Here is a 20,781-nt window from a genome sequence, read left to right as displayed (position 1 = left end):
GGGGCATCATCCGTTCCGGGCGTTTTCCCGAGGATCAGGGTCCGACCCGTTTTATGGCCGAACCCTCCTGTCTATAGGCCATGGTGTAATGCTGAAGCGCAAAAGATTTATCTTTGCGATCCTCGCAATCCTGCCGACGCTGGCGATCTTCGCCTATGTGCGGCTCTACCCGATCGCCGATACGCTGAGGCTCAGCCTTTTCAAATGGGATATTTTGTCCAAGAACAAGCCGTTCATTGGGCTCGCCAATTTTCGCGAGCTGACGGGCGATCATCTGTTTCTCGACGCACTGGTCAACACCACGATCATTGCTTTCGGCGTGCTTCTGCTGACCATTCCCATGGCATTGGTCATCGCAGCTTTGATCTTCCATCGTACGCGGTCGAGGATGGCCGGCTTCTACGAGACTGCGGTTTTCATCCCGCATGTCGTCTCGTTGGTGYCGGCTGCCATGGCCTGGAAGTGGATTTTCGACGCACGGCTCGGGCCGCTCAATGCGCTTTTGGATTTTTTCGGCATTCCGATGCAGAATTGGCTGTTCGACCCGGTACTGTCCGTCATCTGCATTATCATTCTCTGCTCCTGGCAGGCACTGGGCTATGCTGTGCTGATCTATATCGTCGGCTTCAAGAATCTGCCGGTCTCGCTTTATGAGGCGGCCAAGCTTGACGGTGCCTCCGGTCCGCAAAGCTTCTGGCACCTGTCGATCCCGATGCTGAAACCCATCACACTGTATGTTTCGGTCGTGACACTGGTCTCGGGCTTCAACGTCTACGCCCAGGCCTTTGTGTTGGCGTCGGATGCTCAAGGCGCACCGGGAAGGCAGGTGCGCGTGCTGGTCCTCGACATGCTGGAAAACAGCTTCCGCAACTATCGCGTCGGCTACGCCGCGTCCGAAGCGGTGGTGCTGCTGGTTATCGTACTGGTGCTGACGCTCATTCAGTTCTCGATGTTGCGGGAAAGGGGCAGGGCATGACCGCAGAGATCGCGACTTCCCATCTCGAGCAGACCTCGGACGAACTTGCCGAGGGCCGCCGCCTGCGCCGCAGGAAACGCCTCACCAATCTCGTGATCGATGTCTTTCTTGTGGTCGTTTCTCTATTAATGCTGCTGCCACTTGTTTTCCTGGTGGCGAATGCCTTCAAGACGCCGGCCGAAATGCTCGCCTGGCCGCCGACCATCCTCCCCCGCGACCCGACGATTGCCAATTTCTCGGCGGTGCTTGGCGAAACGCCGCTCATCCGCTGGATTGGCAACAGCCTCGCCTTTGCGGTGCTCTCGACCGTCGCTATCGTCGCTACCTCGGCGATTGCCGGCTACATCTTCGGTAAATTCCGGTTCGGAACCTTGAACCTCATCTTCGCGCTGTTTCTCGCGACCGCGATCGTGCCCTTCGAGGTTTACATGATCCCGCTCTATTTCCAGGCAAAAAGCCTCGGCATCCTGAATTCGGTCTGGGGCCTGCTGCTTGGTTACCTGGTAATGAGCTTCGGCATCTTCCTGATCCGCCAGAACGTAATCCATTCGATCCCCGACGAGCTTTTGGAAGCGGCGCGCATCGACGGCGCGGGCGAGTTCTGGATCTTCCTGCATATCGTCCTGCCGCTCTTGCGTGGAGCACTGGGCGCACTGGCGGTCCTTGCCTTCTTCCAGGCCTGGACCGCCTTCGCCTGGCCGATGATCGTTGCGACCACGCGGACGAGCTACACGATCGAGGTAGGGCTGGCGCTCTTCCAGACAGGCTTCACGGTCGATCTTGGCCGCTTGAGCGCCGCCTCCGCCACCGTGCTCATCCCGTCGATCCTGCTCTTCGTCATTCTGCGTCGCAATTTCGTGCAGGGTGTTGCCAGCACCGGCCTCAAGGAGTGACTGGATGGAGTTTTTCGAAGAGGCACGCACCACCTATGCCGCGGCCAATGCCGGCACGCTCTACTGGATGCTGCAGCGGCCGGTGCTTGCCGGCGGTTTCCTGAACACCAAGCAAAACAGCATAACGTTGAAGGATTACGGGGCGCAGGACGACGCACGCGGTCCCGCTTATACCTATGGCTGGATCCAGGGTAGGGGCCTTGAATCCCTTGTCGCCCATGCGGAATTCTTCGAACGGGAGTTGCCACCGCTGGCAGATAAGCTCGACGTCGCAGGCCGCCGACTTTACGATCTGCTCGCCGGCCTGCAGCGGTCTGATGGCCACGCCTATTTCTGCTACGATCGCGACATGGTGCCGGTTTATGCGGATGCCGCCGACGTCGTGCACAAACAGGAAAAGCCGGCGCTGATCCACACCTATTCCGACGCCTTCGTGGCCAAGGGCCTGGTTGCCGGCGCGAGCCGCTACGGCCTGCCGGACGTGACAGACCACCTTGCTTATTTCGAGGAGATCATCGCCTCGATAGAGAACGGCCGTTTTCAGATGGACGAGCGCCGGCCACTGTCGCTTGAAAGCCTTGCTACCCAGGCGGATGATTTCGGACCACGCATGATCCTGCTGGGCGGTGCAGGCATGTTGAAACGCTTCGGGCACACCACGCATCTTACTTTTGCAGACCGGTTCATCGCCCATGTCATCGACCGGCATTTTGATGCCGGAACGGGCCTGCTTCGCAATGTGCCGGGCGAAGATGCGTGCAATGTCGGCCACGGCATCGAGTTCGTCGGTTTCGCACTGGACTATCTCGACGATAGTGCCGATCCGGCTCTCATCGAGACGCTGGAGCGCATTCTGGTCTCGTCCTTTAATAAGGGCTTCGTTGGACCGGGCATCACGCTGACGGTTTCGATCGCGTCCGGTGAAGCGCACAGCGCCTATTGCCCTTGGTGGTCGCTGCCGGAGACGATACGTTCCGCAGCCCTTTGCCATGAACGCACCGGCAGCGCAGAGAGCCTCGAAGTCTGGAAGGTGGCGCATTCGGTTTTCTTCGATCGCTATTGGCGCGGTACCCCGCCGATTGCCTACCAGACCATGACACAGGACGGGCCGGTCGATTTTGTGCCCGCCACGCCGGATCTCGATCCCGGTTACCACACAGGCCTCAGTCTGCTCGCCGCCATCCGTGCCGCCGATCGGCTCAGGCTTAAGTCACATGCAATATCGGGGTAAATCATGGCTGCCGTTGAAATTCAGAACGTCCRCAAGGCTTATGGCGATTTCGAAACCATCAAGGGGGTTTCCGTGGATGTACCGGACGGCGCTTTCGTCGTGCTGGTCGGTCCATCGGGATGCGGCAAGTCCACGTTGCTCAGGATGATTGCAGGGCTGGAAGAAATCACCGGCGGCACGATCCGCATTGACGGCCGCGTCATCAACGATGTCGAGCCGAAGAACCGTGACATCGCCATGGTCTTCCAGAATTATGCTCTTTATCCGCATATGACGATCGCCGAGAACATGGGGTTCTCGCTCAGGCTTGGGAAGAAATCCAAGGAGGAAATCGCCACGCGGGTGGCGGATGCGGCACGTATCTTGGGTCTGACCGACTATCTGCAGCGTTATCCCAAGCAGCTTTCGGGCGGCCAGCGCCAGCGCGTCGCCATGGGACGCGCCATCGTGCGCAACCCGAAGGTCTTCCTGTTCGACGAGCCGCTATCGAACCTTGATGCTAAGCTGCGAGTACAGATGCGCGCCGAGCTCAAGGACATCCATGCGCGCATCAGGACGACAACGGTTTACGTCACCCACGACCAGATCGAAGCCATGACCATGGCTGACCGGATCGTGGTCATGAAGGACGGTGTCATCGAGCAGATCGGGGCGCCTCTTGAACTCTACGACAAGCCGGCAAACATGTTCGTCGCCAGCTTCATAGGCTCACCTTCGATGAACTTCCTCGCCGCCAAGGTGGCTGAGGATCGCAAATCGTTGGTAACCGAAAATGGCAGTCGGCTGCCACTTGGCCGGGAAGTTCCGGCGGCGTCAGGAACAGCCGTTACCTATGGTATCCGCCCCGAACATCTTGCGATCGCAACGGCGGGCGAGGGCATTGCGATGACAATCACGAATATAGAACCGACCGGTTCCGAAACATTCGTCCAGGGAACTGTCGACGGTCAAAAACTCTCGGTTCAGCTGCGCGAGCGCCTCTTCGTTCGCACCGGCGAGATGCTCAATCTGTCCCTCGCGCCCGGCAACGGCCATCTGTTCGATCCTGTGACAGGCGTACGGCTTTGACATCGCCAGCAGCGATGTAGACACCGGCTGCCACCCGAAATGGACGGAATGCCGGTCTCTTTATTCCTGAGTGATGGCTCAGCGGACTGGTTTGGCAGACCAGAACGCTAAAGCGAGCGTACCAGCTGACGCAACGCCTCAAACGTCCTCTTGCAGATAACGCTCCGCAAGCCGAGCCCACATGGCCGCCCCTGTCGTGAGGCTGCCGTCGGCAAAGTCATATTTCGGGCTATGCAGGATCGCCGAACCCATCCCGTTCCCAAGCCGCAGGAAGCTGCCGGGCTTGTGCTCGAGGAAATAGGCGAAATCCTCGCTGCCCGGAATGAGGTTGCAGGTGGAGACCTTGGCCGGTCCGACGAGCTCCTCCGCAACCGTGCGGRCAAAGGCGGTCTCGGCTTCCGAATTGACGACCACCGGATAGCCGCGTTCGTAATTTATTTCGATCRCAGCCCCGAAGCCTTCGGCAACCGATTGGGCGAGCCTGGTGATCCGCTCCTGTAGAAGGTCGCGAACCTTCGGTTCGAAAGAGCGGACGCTGAGCGCCAGCCGGGCATATTCCGGAATGACGTTGACGGCTTCGCCGGCATGAATTGTACCCACCGTCACGACGGCGGTCTGGGTCGGATCGACATTGCGTGAAACGATGGTCTGCAGCGAGACGACGAGATTGCAGGCGACCACGACTGGATCGATCGTCAGATGGGGACGCGAGGCATGGCCGCCTTTGCCCTTGATCGTGATGTTGACCGTGTCCGAGGAGGCCATCATCGGGCCGGAGCGCAGGAGCAGCGTGCCTTCGGGAGCGCCGGGATGGTTGTGGAGACCGAAGATCGCATCGATCGGAAAACGTTCGAAAAGACCGTCGGCGATCATCTTCTGCGCGCCGCTCGGCTTGCCCGCCTCTTCGGCAGGCTGGAAGATCAATGTCACGGTGCCGTTGAAACGGCGGGTGCGCGACAGATATTCGGCGGCGCCGAGAAGCACTGTTGTATGCCCATCGTGGCCACAGGCGTGCATCTTGCCCGGAATTTTGCTGGCATAGGCAAGCCCCGTTTCTTCCAGGATCGGCAATGCGTCCATGTCGGCGCGGATGGCGATAGACTTGCTTCCCGTGCCGGCGCTAAGGCGAGCGACCACGCCATGGCCGCCGACATTGCGGGTGACTTCCCAGCCCCAGCCTTCGAGCTTTTCGGCGACGAAACGCGCCGTTTCGGCTTCCTCGAAGGAAAGCTCGGGATTGGCATGCAGGTGATGGCGGGTCGCCTTCAGCTCGGCTTCCATGGCGTCGAAATCGGAGACGCGGGCGTAGAGATTGTCTTGCGAGGGCATTGGAGGTCCAGAGGTTTCGAATTCAAAAAGACCCCGGCCTTTCGAGCCGGGGTAAGGTGGGGAGTTTATAGGAAGCGCGACAGGAAGGCCTGGGTGCGCGGATGCTGCGGATTGCCGATTACATCCTCAGGCTTGCCCATTTCGACGATTTTGCCGCCATCCATGAAGACCACCCGGTCGGCGGCCTCGCGGGCAAACCCGATTTCGTGTGTGACGACGATCATGGTCAGGCCCTGCTTCGCCAGATCCCGCATGGTCGAAAGTACTTCGCCGACGAGTTCGGGATCGAGTGCCGAAGTCGGCTCGTCGAACAGCATCAGCTTCGGCTTGATCGCCAGTGCACGGGCGATCGCCACGCGCTGCTGCTGGCCGCCGGAGAGCTGGCGGGGATAGGCGTTCGCCTTTTCCGACAGGCCGACGCGTTGCAGAAGCTGCTTGGCATTTTCGATCGCATCCTTGCGACTTTCCCCGTGGACGCCAACGGGTGCTTCGATGATGTTCTGCAGCACCGTCATGTGCGGGTAGAGGTTGAACTGCTGGAACACCATGCCAATCTTGCGACGTTGGCGGGCAATGCCGTTGGGCGAAAGCTTTTCCAGCCGATCGTTCTTCACCCGGTAGCCGATCTGCTCGCCATCCACCTCGATATAGCCTTTCTGGATGGCTTCGAGGTGGTTGATGCAGCGCAGGAAGGTCGACTTGCCCGAGCCCGACGGCCCGAGGATGACCACTACCTCACCCGGCATGACGTCGAGATCGATGCCCTTCAGGACTTCGAGCTGGTCGAACGCCTTGTGGACGTCACGGGCCTGGACGAGAGGCCGTGCATTGTCGATGGTCGTCAATGGCTTGCCTCCTCTGTGACAGCAGGCTTGGCGGCACCGCCATTGCGGCGATCGCTTCGGCCGTAATAGGCTTCGATATAGCTCTGGCCGACATTGAGGATCGAGGTGATGAGCAGATACCAGATGACGGCAACCATCAGCATCGGGATGATCTCGAAAGTGCGGTTATAGATCGATTGCACCGAATAGAGCAGGTCGGCCATCGCAATGACGCTGACGAGCGAGGTCGCCTTGATCATGCTGATCAGCTGGTTGCCGGTCGGCGGCACGATCGAGCGCATTGCCTGCGGAATGATGATCCGCCACAGCGCCCGCGCCTTGGTCATGCCGAAGGCTTCCGCGGTTTCGGACTGGCCGCGATCGACGGAAAGCAGACCGCCGCGGATGATCTCCGCCATGTAGGCTGCTTCGTTGAGCGCAAGGCCGACGATCGCCGCCGTCATCGGCGTGATCACCGAATTGGTGTCCCAGCTGGCCAGCGTGGGACCGAAGGGAATGGCGATCGACAGCTGCGGGAACAGCGTCGACATGTTGTACCAGAAGATCAGCTGGACCAAGAGCGGCGTGCCGCGGAAGAACCAGATGAACAGCGAGGCGAACGAACTCGCCAGCCGGTCGTTCGACATGCGGGCGATGGCGATCAGCAGACCAAGGATGACGCCGAGCACCATGCCGACGACGGTCAGGCCGAGACTAACGTAAAGGCCTTGGATGACGGTGGGGTCGAAGAAATACTGGGCGACGACCGGCCAGCCGAAATTCTCGTTGTTGGAGACGATCCAGCCGAAATCGGCGACGATGATGGCGACGATCAGCCAAAGAGCGAGGCGGCCGAAACGGAATGGCACATGGGCCGTCGCCACATCGCGAAAGTCCGCAGCGCCAGGAGGCGCTGCGCTTGTTACGGTCGGCTGGCTCATTTCGGCAACTGACCCCCGAGATTGATGCCCGGCTCCTTGAGCATGTTGTTCTCAAGGCCCCACTTCTTCATGATCGCGGCGTAGGTGCCGTTGTCCATCAGAACCTTGATGGCGTCCCGAAGGACGGGTCCGAGCGGCGAACCTTTGGGGACGACGGCGCCCTGATAGAGGTCGTCGAAGCCGTTCTTCTGACCGACGCCGGTCAGTTCCAGCTGGCCGTTCGCCTGCGATACGAAATAGGTGAGCGGCGCCTGGGAGGAGAAGAAGGCGTCGGCACGCCTAGAGCGGACCGCCAGAATGGAGCTCGGCTGATCCGTATAGGATTGAACCTCGATAGGGTCCTTGCCGTCGGCCTTGCATTTTTCTGCCTGCGCCTGGATCACCCGCTCGGCCGAGCCACCGGCCATGACGGCGATGCGGTTGCCGCAAGCGGTATCCAGCGAAGTTATGCCGTTTGGATTGCCCTTCTGCACCGCGAAGACGACGAATTCCTGCACCCAATCCACGAAGTCGTTGGCTTCTTCACGGCTCTTGAAGTCGCCGACCGGGCCGAAGGCGAACTGGTAGCGGCCGGAATTGACTCCGGCCAGCAGTGCCGGAAGGCCGCCGACGGTCGCATGCTCGATCTTGACGCCGAGCACCTGCCCGAGCGCATCGGTAAGATCGGCACTGGCACCGGTCATCTCGGTGCCGGTGACGATCTCATAGGGAGGAAAGGAACCGTTGTTGACCGAGATCATCTTGCCTTCGGTGCGGATGTTTTCAGGCAAGCGCGCGCGCAGTTCCTCGTTGACTGATAGCTTCGGAATGGCCGCATCCTGCCCAAGCGTGGGGCTTGCGAGCAAGAGGCCGATGAAGGTGGCTGAAACGATCGATTTCGATGGCATTGGTATTCCCCTTTTTGGTTCTGCCAGCTGGTTCATTCAATGGCGAAGGATAGAGGTTTCATCTGGCTTTCGCATGCCAGGGAAAGAGTTCGGCGGGCGTCAGTCGTCGAGGAAGGATCTTCTGCTCGAAAAGCTCGGTGGCGAAGTCGTCGATCATCTTCTCGTTTGCCTCTAGCCCGCTGATATTCCAGGAGGGGGGCAGATCGGAGGCACAACGACGTAGCTCGTCTATCATCCAAGGTGTCGTGTCCGCGTATTTCTCGCGCTTCTCCAGCCAGACGCGCTGCGATTCATCGATGAGCGCGCTGAGCTCGTCCATGATCCACGGATGCTCCGCCACAATCTCAGCCTTGAAGCCGATAAGATGCATGCCCGGCACATAGCCGACTTCGTTGAAATAGGTAACTTCGGCGGCGCGGAAATCGTCGAGCACCTGGCGAAACGGAGAATCCTGGTCGAAGAAGCCCTTCGGCATGAACGGGGTGAAGACGGCATCCAGGCCGCCGTCCAGCAGAAGGTCGGTCATCGGGCGCTCGCCGGGTGCGGCCTCAATACGGCCCGGACGGCCGAAACCGTCAAGACGATCGGTAATCGGATGCGCTTCCGTCAGCCGCCCCGCATACCACATGGCATCGTCCACTCCGACCCCTTCGCGGCGCACCGCCGCACGGGTCCAGGTATTTCCGGAATCGCGCCAGCCGGTTACGCCGATCTTCTTGCCGGCAAGGTCCGAAAGCTCGCGGATCGGGCTTTCCTTGGTGGTGATGATACAGCGATGGCGAAAGCCGCGCATGATGAAGTTCGGCATGCCGACAACGCTCTCATCACCGTCGTGGCGCAGTTGGGAATAGCGGCTGAAGGACATTTCCGCCGCGTCATGCGCTTCGTCCTTGGCGATATTGGAGACGAGTGTCCCAACGCGATCGACCTTAATGTCGAGCCGGGGCGAGGAGACGTCTCCGAGAACCAGCGGGGTCATATAGTCCCAATCGCGGAGGGCTAGGCGAAGCTTCACAGTCATGCGGAAAAAACTCACAAAAATTCTCGACGGGCAGGAAGCTAAATGTTCAAAATATGAAGCACAAATGTTATTACGTTATTGAACATTTATCTGGGTCAAAAATGAGCGACACCGTCAAAGCCGCCTGGTTTGCCGAAAAAATAGCCGATCGCACCATTCGCGGAATCGCACTGGGAACGAGGGCGCTCATTCGCGCCGGAGCCTTGCCGATCGGTACCCGCCTGCCGCCCATCCGGGATATTGCCTATGAAATGCGGGTCAGCCCGGCTACGATTTCCGAAGCATGGAGCGAGCTGAGGCGCCAGAAAATCATCACGGGCCGCGGCCGGAACGGCACCTGGGTGAGTGGCGACCGCTTCGTCGCCAAGCCGGAGCGGCTTGCAAGTTCGGGCAATTATGGGCCGGGGGCCCTTGATCTTACCAAGGCCGTGCCCGATGCCAGCCTTCTGCCAAGACTTGCGGAGGCTATGGCCTACGGTGCTTCCGTCCAGAACCTCAACAGTTATGAACGCAGCCGCATCGTGAAGGAGCTGGAAGAGGTCGTCTCGCCGCGATGGCCTTATCCAGCGGAGGCTTTTCTGGCCACCAACGGCGGATACAACGCAGTCTATACGGCACTGCATGCCCTGGTTTCACCGGGCGCTTCCGTTGCCATCGAACATCCGACTGCGATGCGGCTTCTCGATATTCTGGAAGATCTCGGCGCGAGGATCATACCGGTCACATGCGACGAGGAGGGGCCTCTGCCGTCCTCTCTGAGGGATGCGCTGCAGCAGCGTCCGACCGTGTTTCTCTTTCAACCACGGCTTCATTCCGTTACCGGCACCACAGTCAGTCCCAGCCGTCTTACTATGCTTGGAGATATTCTGGCGGGGAGCGACGCATTGATTATCGAGGATGACGGCACAGGCGATATTTCCGCCATGCCGCCCATCTCGCTGGGCAGCCGCTTTCCGGAGCGCACGGTCCACATCGTCTCCTATTCCAAGACGCTGGGTCCGGATCTCCGACTTGCCGTGCTTTCCAGCTCGCCTGCCATTGTCGATCAGATACAGTCCTATCGAAGCTTCAGCGCCGGATGGACCAGCCGCATCCTGCAGGCGGCCACCGCCTGGCTGCTGCGCGATCCGGTGACGCAGCAGGTGATCGCTGATGCCCGCGATATCTATCAGAAGCGAAGGGACGGCCTTGCACAGGCGCTCGCGCGAAAGGGAGTTCACATACCGCCCGGCAGTGGGCTTTGCCTATGGGTGCCGGTTGCGTCGGAACAATATGCGATGGTGACGCTTGCCGCGCGCAATATCGCGGTCAATCCCGGCAGCAAGTTCTCCATCATGCAGGACAACCATATACGCGTGGCGACCGCCACGCTTTCAAGCCGCTGCGAGGAGGTGGCAGAGGCAATCGCTCTTGCCAATGCTCTTTAGCTAAACCTCGCCAAGGCAGCGTCAGGCCGTTCCGTCGACCAGAATGAACCTCTGGCCGCGAGAGCATGTTTCGATCCGGGCTGACACCCTGTAGACTTCGCGCAGCATTTCCGGGGTGATGACGGTGGTGGTGTAGCCGCTCATCGCCATCTCCCCATCCGCGATCACGATCGTGTTTTCGCAGTAACGCAGGACATGGTTGAGATCGTGCAGTGCGATGAGGACGATCATGCCGCTTTCCCGGGCGAGTCGGGAGATGAAGTCCAGAACCTCCACCTGACGGTGCAGGTCCAGCGCCGAGGTCGGCTCGTCCATCAGCAGGATTTCCGGTTTCCGCACCAGCGCTTGCGCCAGAGAGACGAGTTGGCGCTGGCCTCCTGAAAGTTCGCCAAGACCGCGGRATGCCAGATTTTCGATCCGCAATGCCTTCAATATGGCGTCGATCTCGAAAAGCTCGTCGTCATGAACGCGCCAACCGCTGCCCTGCTTGGAAGCCAGCAGGATTGATTCATAGACCGTCAGCACGGCATTGGCGCCGGTATCCTGCGGCATGTAGCATATGGTGCGGTCGCCGCCCGTGGCATTGGAAAGCTGCACCAGTCCGGGACCGGAAATGAGACCTGCGATCCGCTTGAAGAGCGTGGACTTGCCGGCGGCATTCGGGCCGATGATGGCGGTCAGACTACCGCTCTGCAGCATGTCGATGCTAACGTTCGAAAGAACGGTGGTGCGCCCATAGGATGCGCCGACTTGCCTGAGCGCGAGGGTTACCATGCGCGCCTCCTGTTGCTGAAGATGAGCACGAAGAAGAAGGGAACGCCGACAAGCGCGGTTATCACCCCGATGGGCAGGACCGCGCCAGGAATGATCATCTTGCTGACCACAGAGGTTACGGAAAGGAGGAGGGCGCCGCAGATCACAGAGCCCGGCAGGAAGAAGCGCTGGTCTTCGCCGACGACCATGCGGGCGATATGCGGTCCCACGAGCCCGACGAAGCCGATCGTTCCGACAAACGACACTGGGATGGCGGCCAGCAAGCTGACTGTCAGCATGGTCTGCAGCCGAAGGCGGCGCACGTTGACGCCCATGCTGGCCGCCTTGTCGTCTCCCAGGCGCAGCGCCGTCAGGGCCCAGGCGTTCTTCATGAACAGCGGCACCGTAAGGAGGAGGATGGCCCCGGTGATGTAGACCTTCGGCCAGGTCGCCTTGGTCAGGCTGCCCATGGTCCAGAACACCACGGCGGCAAGCGCCTGTTCGGACGCCAGATATTCAAGCAGCGAGAGCGCCGCGTTGAAGGTGAAGACTAGTGCGATGCCGAGCAGGACGATGGTTTCGACGGTGACGCCGCGCATCGTCGAGGCGAAATGAATGAAGAGCGCCGCGGCCATCGCCATCAGGAAAGCGTTGAGCGGAACCATATATTGCACAGCGCCGGGAAAGAGCGCCACTCCGCCCACAAGCGCCAAGGCGGCGCCGAAGCTCGCGGCCGCCGAGATGCCGAGCGTGAAAGGGCTTGCCAGGGGATTGGACAGGATGGTCTGCATCTGCGCGCCGGCGACCGACAGGGATGCACCGACCGTGACGGCCATCAACGCGATCGGCATGCGGATATCCCAGATGACGACGCGAAGCTGGTTACCCGCGGCTGCGGGGTCGAACAGTGCCGAAAGCACCTGGGAAAGCGGGTAGTTTGCGGGACCGAGCGCCATATCGATGGCAATGCTGACACAGAGCGCGACAAGGAGGCCGGCGAGGATGACGATTCTTCTTGCGGCAAGAGCACGATAGCGATCGCGACCGGCCGTCTCGAAGACTGCTTCCGTTGTCGAAGCCATCAGTTCAATCCCTTATCGAGAGAAACGAAGTAACCCGGCTTGTAAGTGACGGGAAGGAATTTCTCGTAAAATTCCCTGAATGTCTGCTCGGGATCCATATCGGCAAAAAGATCGGGATGGAACCACTTGGCGAACTGCTGGATCGGATAAAATTCATAGGGCGCGCCATAGAACTGATGCCAGACAGCATGAACCTGGCCAGTCTTCACCGCCCGCACTTCAGGAAAGGGCATGCGCGTCATCAGCTTTGTCAGCCGCTCGCGCGCAAGCGTCATATCGGCACCTCTTCCGACGGGAACGAACTGGTTGATGTCCGACTCCGCCGCCCAGTTCGAGCCTGTGACGATCACCTGATCGGGATCGGAGACAACCAGTTGTTCGGGATTCAGATCACCGAAAGTGGTCTTGATGACATCGGCGGCAATGTTGTGGCCGCCCGCCTGCTCGACCATGGCGCCGAAATTGACCGGACCGAAGGTGCGGCAGCAATTGTTCTCGCCCGAAATGCCTGGGGCGCGCTCGATGAAGACCTTCGGCCTCTTCAAGTCCTTGATCGCGGCCAGCCGATCGGTGACCCGCGCGATCTCCGCACGGCGATAGGCGATGAATTCCTTCGCGCGCTCCTCCGCGCCGAAAAGACGGCCGAGAATCTCGACGGAGACCTCGCTGTTCTTCACCGGGTCGAGGCGGAAATCAAGATAGACGACCTTGATCCCGGCCGCCGCCGCCTTTTCCTCGAAACCGCTTTCCTCTGCGGCTTTCTGGGCTTCGAGATTGAGCGTGATGACATCCGGAGAAAGCGCGATGGCAGCCTCCAGGCTGAAATCGCCTTGCGGCACATAGCCGAAACGCGGCAGCTCCTCGATCTCAGGAAAGCGTTCGAGATAGGCCGTGTAGCTGTCCGGGTCCTTCTTGATGAGGTCGTCGCGCCAGCCCACCACCGTCTCGAATGTCTTGTTGCCCATGAGCGCGGCGATGACGTGGATCTGACGCGCCTCGCCGACGATAACGCGCTTGGCAGGAAGATCGATTTCGACTTTCCGACCCGTGATGTCGGCGATTTCCGCCGCCAGGGCAGGTCCCGCCAAGAGCCAGAGCAGGAGGACGGCAATGCGACGGAGCGCGACGAACCGCATGAAAGGTCCTTTCAAAGGCTGAGCCGGCCGACGATGCCGCCGGCCGGAGGGTCTCAATGATCCGCCTTCAGTGAGACGAAATAGCCGGGCTTGTATTCAAGCGGCAGGAAACGGGCGTGCAGTTCCTTGAACGTTACTTCCGGATCGAGATCCTTAAACAGGTCCGGATGCAGCCACTTGGCGATCTCCTGGATGGCGACGAACTGGTACGGATTGTTGTAGAACTGATGCCAGATCGCGTGGACGTTACCCTCATTCACCGCCTTGACGCCGGTGAATGCAGGACGCTTCGTGAGATTTTCCAGTTTGCGGCGCGCTTCGTCGATATCTGCGCCATAACCGACGCCGACCCAATCGCCGCTTGGCACATAGGCTTCCCACTTTCCACCCGTGACGATGATCTGGTCGGGATTGGCCGCGATGACCTGTTCCGGATTGACCGTGCCGAAAGTGCCCGGAATGATATCCTTGGCCATGTTGATGCCACCAGCGATCTCGACCATCTTGCCAAAATTCTCGTCGCCGAAGGACATGCAGCAATCTTCGGAATAGCCGCCAGCGCGCTCGACGAAGACGACGGGCTTTGCCGGGTTGTTCTTCTCAAGGACGTCGGTCACGCGGCGGATGCTGTCGGCGCGGAATTTGATGAATTCCTCGGCAATCTCTTCCCGAGCCAGAAGCTTGCCCATGATGCGCATGCTCGGCTCGGTGTTTTCCATCGGCTTCTCGCGGAAATCGACATAAACGAGCGGAATGCCCACCTTGCCGAGCTTCTCGATGTAACCGGCTTCTTCGGTCGCCGTTTWCGCGTCGATGTTCATCAAGATGACGTCGGGCTTCAGGGCCACGGCCTGCTCGATATCGAAAGTGCCGTCCTTCATTCCGCCGAAAGTCGGCAGCTTGGCGATTTCAGGATATTTCGCAAGATAGGCTTCGTAGGTTTCCGGGTCGGCTTTGGGCAGGTCGTCGCGCCAGCCGACCACGTGCTCGAACGGAGCTTCCTTGTCGAGTGCGGCCAGGAAGTATATCTGACGGCCTTCGCCGAGAATGACGTTCTTGACGGGCACATTGACCTCGACTTCGCGTCCCGTCACGTCCTTCAGCGTGATCTTGTCAGCCAAGGCAGGCCAGACAGCGGAGAGAAGAAGGGCCGTTGCAAGGACCGCGGCTTTGCCTGTAATGCGCATCGAAAGGGCTCCGGTGGAAACTGCGCGCGCTGTATTATTTTATGATTGCAGCGGTCAAGTTTTATCTTTTAGAGCAATTCGAAACTGATCCCGCCAAGTCGTTTTGAGGACGAGAAACCATGGACATACCCGGCCGGAATTATGATCTTCGCGATGAGATCAAGGCCTATTGGTCGGCGCGCGCGGCGACATTCGATCTGTCGCCGGGGCATGAGATTTTTTCTGAGGAGGAGCGGCAGGCCTGGCATGCGCTGATGCTGAAACATCTGGGTGCGGGCGAAGGGCGCAAGGCACTCGATCTCGCCAGCGGCACGGGGGTCGTGTCGCATCTCATCGATGATCTCGGCTACAAGGTCACCGGCCTGGACTGGTCGGAAGCGATGCTGGAGCGCGCCGGCGGCAAGGCAAGGACACGCGGCCGCGACATTCGCTTTCGCATCGGGGATGCTGAAAACACCATGGAGCCTGACGCGACCTACGATGTTGTCGTCACCCGGCATCTCGTTTGGACATTGGTGGATCCGGCGGCCTGTTTTCGCGAATGGCTGCGGGTCCTGAAACCGGGGGGGCGGCTGCTGATCATCGATGGCGATTTCGTCAATGCCGGTCCGGGCGAAAGGTTCGTGAAGCGGATGGCGTCTCTTTTGGAGAGGATGGGCATGGTCAAGCCGGATGCGCAGCACGCGCCACAGGAACTGGCGGAGAGCCACAGAAGCATACTTTCCCGCGTATATTTTTCCGATGGCGCGCGCGCTGAGGCCGTGGCGGCGCTCCTGGAAGCGGCAGGGTTCGAGTTGCTCGCCATCGATACCGATCTCAAGCGCATCCATAAGACGCAGGCCAAGAACTGGTCCTATTTCAAGGCGCTTGCACGGGGAATGCAGCACAGATACGCGATCTGTGCCACAAGGCCGACATCGGTTAGTGATCGAGATCGAAAGCCGGAACCCGCGAGCCTTTGATGCGGAAAAGGCTTTCCAGTTCCTCCAAATCCGGGCGGGCGGGGAGAGCGTGCAGGGCGTCGATGGCCTCTTCGCTATTCGGTAGCGCCATCGCTGCGGTGAAGAGCACCGTCGTGCCGGCTTCGATCTCACCGCGCAACTGCGGCAACACGGTCTTGGCATGTATGAGATTGGTGTTTGGGATGGGACTTATCGCGCAGCCCATCCGCCTATGGCCTAAGGCAAGATCGCGGATCGCACTCACATCGGCCTGACCATGCCATAAGGCTCGGCCTTCGCCTTGTTCCGGCCGGTCGGCGTTGAAATCTGCCCGCTCTATCGGAAATCCACCTTCCGCAGTTTCAAGCTTGCGGGGGGTTACGACGCGATGAACCCGGATATGCCAGGGGTTTGCCGGCACGAGCCAGGTCTCGACAACGACGTCGCGCCAGGGGCGCCAGCGGGAGTAGAGCCGGTCCTCGGCAACGAGGGCCTCCTCCAGCGTCTCCCGCATTCGGAAGTGTACGCCGTCGTCGGAAAGCCCCAGCATGCCATCAAAACCTGCGGCGGCGAAGTTCCTGTCATCCGCCTCGATGTTGAAGGCATAGCGGGTGGAATAGACGAATTTCGAATATTTCTCGTTTGCGCCGCGCATCTTGTCATGCTGTTGCCCGCAGGACAGGACGACGACGTTTCCAGGCGTGTGCATGGCGATCATGCCGGCTTCCTTGAGCACGACAGGCTGCGAAAACTGCGGCTGCGGCGCTTCATCCGCCGCCCAGAACGGATGGTCTTCGGCAAGCGCGAGCGGCAGGAAGAACTTGAGTGCCCAATAGGGCGAGCCTGGGGAATTGTAGCTCTCGCTCATCAGAAGATTGGGATAGCCGTAACCGATCGAGAGGACCCCGTCGCGGTCGGCGATCGGCATCTTCGCCCACCATCGGATATGGCGCATGTAATAGCCCTTGATCTCGGACCATGGCAGCGCGTCGACTTCGGCGAAGGCCAGTGCTCCCCAGAAGCCTCCGGCGGCGAAGCGGTAGGTCTGGCTTCGTCCGAAGGCGAGAGCCGCACCATCCGGCCCGAACCAGTGACGGATATCCTCTGCGAAGATCCGGGCACGATCCCGGAAACGGCTCTTGCGCGCCTCGTCTCCAGCAGCCAGCACCGCATAGATCAGGCCATAGAAATGCATGGCGAAAGGAATGTAGTGATCGACCCGCCGGACGGGCCCGTCGCGATACCATCCTTCCCCGAGGTCGAAAGCTTCCAGTTCATCAAGATAGGCTATGGTTTTGCCGTGATCGAATTCGATGCCGACCCGCTCCAGCCCGAGGTCGATCAACACGCGGAAGAACTTCCAGTTGTTGTCGACGAAGTCCTTTTCACGGGCGGCGAGGAGATAGGCGGCGACCACCTTCTTCTGACGGTCGGTCAACGGCTCCCAGATATGTTCGGGCACCATGGCCAGCGCAAAGCCAATGGCCGCCAGTTCCACGAGGCGTTGGTTGCGGTCGGCCACATCGCCCCAGTATTCCGGGTGCGTGGGATCCGTTCCGTTTGCCAGTCCGCGTCGATAGATATCCCAGTACGGAAAGTCACCGCCGCCTGCGACAAGCGGGACGATCCCCCAAAGCGGTCGGGCAAACCCTTCCAGATCAGCCGCGGCCCGGTCGAAAATCGCACCTGTTGCGGCAAGGCGCACCCTGGCGCCTCCTTCGGAAAAATAGGGCAAAAGCGGCTTGAAGAGGTCGAGGACAGCCTTGGAAAGGTCTTCTCGGGTCCTCAGAGGATTGCCGAAGAGAGGATTGGCCTTGGCGGGATCGTATATCATTGTCGAACTCAAATGCTGCCAAACAGGACCGGTCGCGGGCAAGAAGTCGGCCCGCGACCGTCGAGATGTTGTGGAGTTACTTGATGGCCTTCACGCCGTCGGCCATTTCCTTCAAGCCATCCTCGATGGAGATGTTGTCCGTCATGATCGAGTCATGCGCACGATTGAGCACGACCTCGATTTTCGCGGCATTCGGGTCGACGGCCATCTCGAGGTAGGATTTCCCGGCCTTCAACGCCTCCTTGCTGGTCTCATCCTGCGGGAAACCGGGCAGGGAGGCAATCTTCGCGCTCACGTCGTCGGTGCGAAGAGCGGGGAAGGTGCCTGTCGCCGCGATGACTTCCGCGCCCTCCGGYCCGGTGACGAACTTGATGAAATCAAGTGCGGCCTCCTTGTGCTCGGAGTTGGTGTTGACCGAAAGGCYGGAAATCTGCGCCGCTGTCGTGCCGGCCGCGACGCCATCCGGATGCGGGAATTTCACGATACCCCAGTTCTTGCTCTTGGATTCACCGGAGGCAACCTTGGCGATCTGCGTGCCGACGAACCAGGTTCCCATCGGCAGCATGCCGATCGTGCTGTTGAAGAAATATGCCGAATAGTGCGTGTTCGACGTCTTGAGCGAGGCGTAGGACGGAATGGTCCCGTCCTCCTGCAAGGCCAGAGCCCGCTCGTACCACGGCTTCAGGAAGTCATATTCGCCCTGAACGAGCGTGTGTTTCCCGTCCAGGATGCCGGGTAGCTGAACGGTGGAGCGCCAGGTATGCAAAAGCGCCCCATAGGTCTTGTTGGCGCCCATGCCGCCCGTGAGCTTGCCGGCGATCTCGTCGAACTGCGCCCAGGTCATGTCGTTCGTCGGATAGGCGACACCGGYCTTGTCGAAGATGTCCTTGTTGTAATAGACGACCCAGAAGTCGGACCGGAATGGCAGGGAATAGATCTTGCCGTCGATCGTCAGTTCCTCGATCAGTCCGCCATAGGGAGCCGGATCGATTTTCTGTTCGGTCATGAAGGCGCTGAGATCGGTGATATTGCCGGCGCGCACCAGATTGGCGTAGCCGGGAACATCCTTGATGGTGACGATATCGATATCCTTCGAGCCGCCGGTCAGCTGCGTCGAGATCATCTGCTGATAATCCTGCGACCCGAGATCGACAGGTTCGAATTTCACATTGGGGTGCTTGGCCTGGTAGGCCTCGATCAGGGGCTTGTAGTAAGCGACCTTGTCCCAGTCCCAAAGCGCCCATCTGAGCGTTACGACATCGCCCGATTGGGCGAGTGCGGTGTTTGCGGTGGTTGCCGCCAAGGCCAGTCCGGTCAGGGCTAATTTCACCGACCTCCCGAGATGATCCAGATACATTTCAAACTCTCCTTCCCTTGAGTTTTTTCAGTTTAGACGCGCTGCGAAGCATTACGGACATGCGGTTCACTATCCTGCTGGGTTGCCAAAACCATCGTCGCTGCACGATGGACGGCGAAGGTGACCGCGAACATTCCAAGCGAGAAATTGAGCGTTGCCGGCATGAAGACCGACACCGGATAGAAGGCGATGTGAACGAGCCAGAGGGTGGTTGCGAAAGCCAGAGCACCGAGTGCGGGCAGCGGGCGGAYGATGGAAGCGAGTGCCGCAAGGCGCAGCATCTTCAATGTCGAAAGATCGCRCATCACCAACAGCACCAGCAGGTGGCAAGCGACGACCGCGACGAAGACGAACATCACCAGGCTGATTGTGAGCGGCACCGCCAGGAGGAGATTGTCCCTTGCACTTGCTGCATAGGCGATGACGGCATAGCCCCATATGCCGAGAACGGCGGCAAACGCGAGCCCCCAGGCCGTTGCGCGCCAGAAGTAGCGGGCAAGGGCCTCCAGGAAATCGCGCAGCAGGTATGTGTTGCGATCCTCGGTGAAGGCGATGCAGACGCGGGTCATGGCTACCAGTGCCGCGGGGAGCGTCACGACGAACATAGCGGTGAGCAGGAACAAGATGTTGAGCTTCACCATCTCCCACCATTCGCGGGCGAGAATGGCGGCGAAAAGGGCAAGGCCGGTCTTCTTCGGCGCATCCTTGGAGATGCCCGCTCCCTCCTTCGTCCACATGTTCTGCAGCCACTGCATGGCCGTCCCCCCGACGGTCGTCTCAATACAAGATCGAGCGCTMCGTTTCCGTGTCGAAAAGCTGCACGTTGGTCACGTCGGCAACAAGCGTGACTTCATCGCCGATGCTCGCCCGGAAGCGCGGTGAGACGCGGGCGATGAGGCCGCGTCCGCCGGCAACCATGTTCAAGTGCACCTCCGAGCCCATCGGTTCGGCGAGTTCCACGACTGCCTTGAAGGGCGCCAGGTTTTCCGGCGGGATATCGCCTGGCGGCAACTCGTGGAAATTTTCGGGCCTGATGCCGAGCACCAGTTCGCGCCCCTCATAGGGCGCAATGCGGCTTTTATCGAAATGGGCCGGAAGCGGCAGTTCGCGGCCATCGAAACCGGCAAAGAAGCGGTCGTTGCGGCGATGGATGACCGAAGGCAGCATGTTCATCTGCGGCGCCCCGATGAAGCCGGCGACGAACATGTTGACCGGACGATCATAGAGGTTCTGCGGCGTATCGACCTGCTGGATATGGCCGTCCTTCATTACTACGATCCGGTCCGCCATGGTCATGGCTTCCACCTGGTCATGGGTGACATAGATAAAGGTCGCGTCCAGGCGCTTGTGAAGCTTGGTGATCTCGGCGCGCATCGTCCCGCGCAGCTTGGCGTCGAGATTGGAAAGCGGCTCGTCGAGCAGAAAGACCGCGGGATTGCGAACCATGGCGCGGCCGAGCGCGACGCGCTGTCGCTGCCCGCCGGAAAGCGCTTTAGGCTTGCGGTTCAGCAGATGCGTGATGTCGAGAATTTTTGCGGCATCCTGGACCTGTTTGTCGATGATATCGCGAGGCGCTTTTCGCAGATGCAGACCGAATGCCATGTTCTTGTAGACCGTCATATGCGGATAGAGCGCATAGTTCTGGAAAACCATGGCGATGTCGCGATCCTTGGAGGGGACCTCGTTCATGAGATCGCCACCGATCTTGAGCTCACCTCCGGAAATCTCCTCGAGGCCGGCGATCATGCGCAATGTCGTCGACTTGCCGCAGCCTGACGGCCCCACCAGGATGATGAATTCCTTGTCGGCGATCTCGAGATCGATGTCGTGAACGACAGTGAGAGCGCCGTAGGTCTTGTTCAGTTTCTTGAGCGAAATGCTGGCCATCGGTCCT

19 protein-coding genes are annotated in these 20,781 nt (G+C 59.9%); 6 read left to right on the top strand and 13 right to left on the bottom strand.

Annotated features, from left to right (window positions below; all coding sequences use genetic code 11):
- Positions 1-88: 88 nt before the first annotated feature.
- The 4 genes from LCM4573_RS07685 to LCM4573_RS07670 are packed head-to-tail and all read left to right on the top strand — an operon-like array spanning position 89 to position 4,168.
- Complete coding sequence (locus tag LCM4573_RS07685) at positions 89-976, top strand: carbohydrate ABC transporter permease (RefSeq protein ID WP_071005679.1); 888 nt, start codon at positions 89-91, stop codon at positions 974-976.
- Positions 973-1,869, top strand: coding sequence for a carbohydrate ABC transporter permease (locus LCM4573_RS07680; RefSeq protein WP_198539696.1), 897 nt, complete (start codon positions 973-975; stop codon positions 1,867-1,869). The genes LCM4573_RS07685 and LCM4573_RS07680 overlap by 4 nt, the downstream gene beginning before the upstream one ends.
- Before the next feature lie 4 nt (positions 1,870-1,873).
- Positions 1,874-3,100, top strand: a complete 1,227-nt coding sequence (locus LCM4573_RS07675; RefSeq protein ID WP_071005678.1) for a hypothetical protein — start codon at positions 1,874-1,876, stop codon at positions 3,098-3,100.
- 3 nt (positions 3,101-3,103) lie between these two features.
- Complete coding sequence (locus tag LCM4573_RS07670) at positions 3,104-4,168, top strand: ABC transporter ATP-binding protein (RefSeq protein ID WP_071005677.1); 1,065 nt, start codon at positions 3,104-3,106, stop codon at positions 4,166-4,168.
- Positions 4,169-4,306: 138 nt separating this feature from the next.
- On the opposite strand, the gene LCM4573_RS07665 is transcribed toward LCM4573_RS07670, so the two are convergent.
- The 5 genes from LCM4573_RS07665 to LCM4573_RS07645 all read right to left on the bottom strand — a co-directional run bounded on the left by LCM4573_RS07665 (position 4,307) and on the right by LCM4573_RS07645 (position 9,170).
- The gene (locus LCM4573_RS07665; RefSeq protein WP_071005676.1) at positions 4,307-5,497 is read right to left on the bottom strand and encodes a M20 aminoacylase family protein; all 1,191 of its coding nucleotides are present in this window, start codon (positions 5,495-5,497) and stop codon (positions 4,307-4,309) included.
- Between the two features lie 65 nt (positions 5,498-5,562).
- Positions 5,563-6,342, bottom strand: coding sequence for an amino acid ABC transporter ATP-binding protein (locus LCM4573_RS07660; RefSeq protein ID WP_071005675.1), 780 nt, complete (start codon positions 6,340-6,342; stop codon positions 5,563-5,565).
- Positions 6,339-7,262, bottom strand: coding sequence for an amino acid ABC transporter permease (locus tag LCM4573_RS07655; RefSeq protein WP_071005674.1), 924 nt, complete (start codon positions 7,260-7,262; stop codon positions 6,339-6,341). Before LCM4573_RS07655 ends, LCM4573_RS07660 begins: the two co-directional genes overlap by 4 nt.
- Positions 7,259-8,149, bottom strand: coding sequence for an ABC transporter substrate-binding protein (locus tag LCM4573_RS07650; RefSeq protein ID WP_071005673.1), 891 nt, complete (start codon positions 8,147-8,149; stop codon positions 7,259-7,261). The genes LCM4573_RS07655 and LCM4573_RS07650 overlap by 4 nt, the downstream gene beginning before the upstream one ends.
- A 58-nt stretch (positions 8,150-8,207) precedes the next feature.
- Positions 8,208-9,170, bottom strand: coding sequence for a nitrate ABC transporter substrate-binding protein (locus LCM4573_RS07645; protein WP_071005672.1), 963 nt, complete (start codon positions 9,168-9,170; stop codon positions 8,208-8,210).
- 101 nt (positions 9,171-9,271) lie between these two features.
- On the opposite strand from LCM4573_RS07645, the gene LCM4573_RS07640 reads away from it, so the two are divergent.
- Positions 9,272-10,597 carry a PLP-dependent aminotransferase family protein gene (locus LCM4573_RS07640; protein ID WP_071005671.1) on the top strand — a complete coding sequence of 442 codons (1,326 nt, stop codon included), beginning with the start codon at positions 9,272-9,274 and terminating at the stop codon, positions 10,595-10,597.
- A gap of 21 nt (positions 10,598-10,618) precedes the next feature.
- Here the strand turns inward: LCM4573_RS07640 and LCM4573_RS07635 are convergent, their stop codons facing one another.
- The 4 genes from LCM4573_RS07635 to LCM4573_RS07620 are packed head-to-tail and all read right to left on the bottom strand — an operon-like array spanning position 10,619 to position 14,755.
- On the bottom strand, positions 10,619-11,371 hold the full coding sequence (locus LCM4573_RS07635) for an ABC transporter ATP-binding protein (RefSeq protein ID WP_071005670.1): 753 nt from the start codon (positions 11,369-11,371) through the stop codon (positions 10,619-10,621).
- Entirely contained in the window at positions 11,365-12,432 is a 1,068-nt protein-coding gene (locus LCM4573_RS07630; protein WP_071005669.1) for an iron ABC transporter permease, read from the bottom strand. The genes LCM4573_RS07635 and LCM4573_RS07630 overlap by 7 nt, the downstream gene beginning before the upstream one ends.
- On the bottom strand, positions 12,432-13,568 hold the full coding sequence (locus LCM4573_RS07625) for an ABC transporter substrate-binding protein (RefSeq protein WP_071005668.1): 1,137 nt from the start codon (positions 13,566-13,568) through the stop codon (positions 12,432-12,434). The genes LCM4573_RS07630 and LCM4573_RS07625 overlap by 1 nt, the downstream gene beginning before the upstream one ends.
- Positions 13,569-13,621: 53 nt before the next feature.
- Complete coding sequence (locus LCM4573_RS07620) at positions 13,622-14,755, bottom strand: ABC transporter substrate-binding protein (RefSeq protein WP_071005667.1); 1,134 nt, start codon at positions 14,753-14,755, stop codon at positions 13,622-13,624.
- Between the two features lie 119 nt (positions 14,756-14,874).
- Here LCM4573_RS07620 and LCM4573_RS07615 point away from each other — a divergent pair, with 119 nt between their 5' ends.
- Entirely contained in the window at positions 14,875-15,717 is an 843-nt protein-coding gene (locus LCM4573_RS07615; RefSeq protein ID WP_071005666.1) for a class I SAM-dependent methyltransferase, read from the top strand.
- Here the strand turns inward: LCM4573_RS07615 and LCM4573_RS07610 are convergent.
- The 4 genes from LCM4573_RS07610 to LCM4573_RS07595 form a co-directional block, all read right to left on the bottom strand.
- Entirely contained in the window at positions 15,677-17,530 is a 1,854-nt protein-coding gene (locus LCM4573_RS07610) for a DUF2264 domain-containing protein (RefSeq protein WP_071005665.1), read from the bottom strand. The genes LCM4573_RS07615 and LCM4573_RS07610 overlap by 41 nt on opposite strands.
- Positions 17,531-17,606: 76 nt before the next feature.
- Complete coding sequence (locus LCM4573_RS07605; RefSeq protein WP_071005664.1) at positions 17,607-18,887, bottom strand: sugar ABC transporter substrate-binding protein; 1,281 nt, start codon at positions 18,885-18,887, stop codon at positions 17,607-17,609.
- Positions 18,888-18,919: 32 nt separating this feature from the next.
- Positions 18,920-19,642, bottom strand: a complete 723-nt coding sequence (locus tag LCM4573_RS07600) for a YesL family protein (protein WP_071005663.1) — start codon at positions 19,640-19,642, stop codon at positions 18,920-18,922.
- Positions 19,643-19,664: 22 nt separating this feature from the next.
- Complete coding sequence (locus LCM4573_RS07595; RefSeq protein ID WP_071005662.1) at positions 19,665-20,774, bottom strand: ABC transporter ATP-binding protein; 1,110 nt, start codon at positions 20,772-20,774, stop codon at positions 19,665-19,667.
- Positions 20,775-20,781 lie beyond the last annotated feature (7 nt).

This window comes from Rhizobium sp. LCM 4573, from assembly GCF_001854865.1.
Classification (GTDB): domain Bacteria; phylum Pseudomonadota; class Alphaproteobacteria; order Rhizobiales; family Rhizobiaceae; genus Neorhizobium.
Note: the sequence above shows the minus strand (reverse complement) of the source record. Positions and strands in the feature narration are given on the sequence as shown.

Coding starts and splice junctions, on each gene's coding strand:
- LCM4573_RS07680 (WP_198539696.1), top strand. CDS start 973: ATGACCGCAGAGATCGCGACTTCCCATCTCGAGCAGACCTCGGACGAA.
- LCM4573_RS07675 (WP_071005678.1), top strand. CDS start 1,874: ATGGAGTTTTTCGAAGAGGCACGCACCACCTATGCCGCGGCCAATGCC.
- LCM4573_RS07655 (WP_071005674.1), bottom strand. CDS start 7,262: ATGAGCCAGCCGACCGTAACAAGCGCAGCGCCTCCTGGCGCTGCGGAC.
- LCM4573_RS07650 (WP_071005673.1), bottom strand. CDS start 8,149: ATGCCATCGAAATCGATCGTTTCAGCCACCTTCATCGGCCTCTTGCTC.
- LCM4573_RS07645 (WP_071005672.1), bottom strand. CDS start 9,170: ATGACTGTGAAGCTTCGCCTAGCCCTCCGCGATTGGGACTATATGACC.
- LCM4573_RS07640 (WP_071005671.1), top strand. CDS start 9,272: ATGAGCGACACCGTCAAAGCCGCCTGGTTTGCCGAAAAAATAGCCGAT.
- LCM4573_RS07630 (WP_071005669.1), bottom strand. CDS start 12,432: ATGGCTTCGACAACGGAAGCAGTCTTCGAGACGGCCGGTCGCGATCGC.
- LCM4573_RS07625 (WP_071005668.1), bottom strand. CDS start 13,568: ATGCGGTTCGTCGCGCTCCGTCGCATTGCCGTCCTCCTGCTCTGGCTC.
- LCM4573_RS07615 (WP_071005666.1), top strand. CDS start 14,875: ATGGACATACCCGGCCGGAATTATGATCTTCGCGATGAGATCAAGGCC.
- LCM4573_RS07610 (WP_071005665.1), bottom strand. CDS start 17,530: ATGATATACGATCCCGCCAAGGCCAATCCTCTCTTCGGCAATCCTCTG.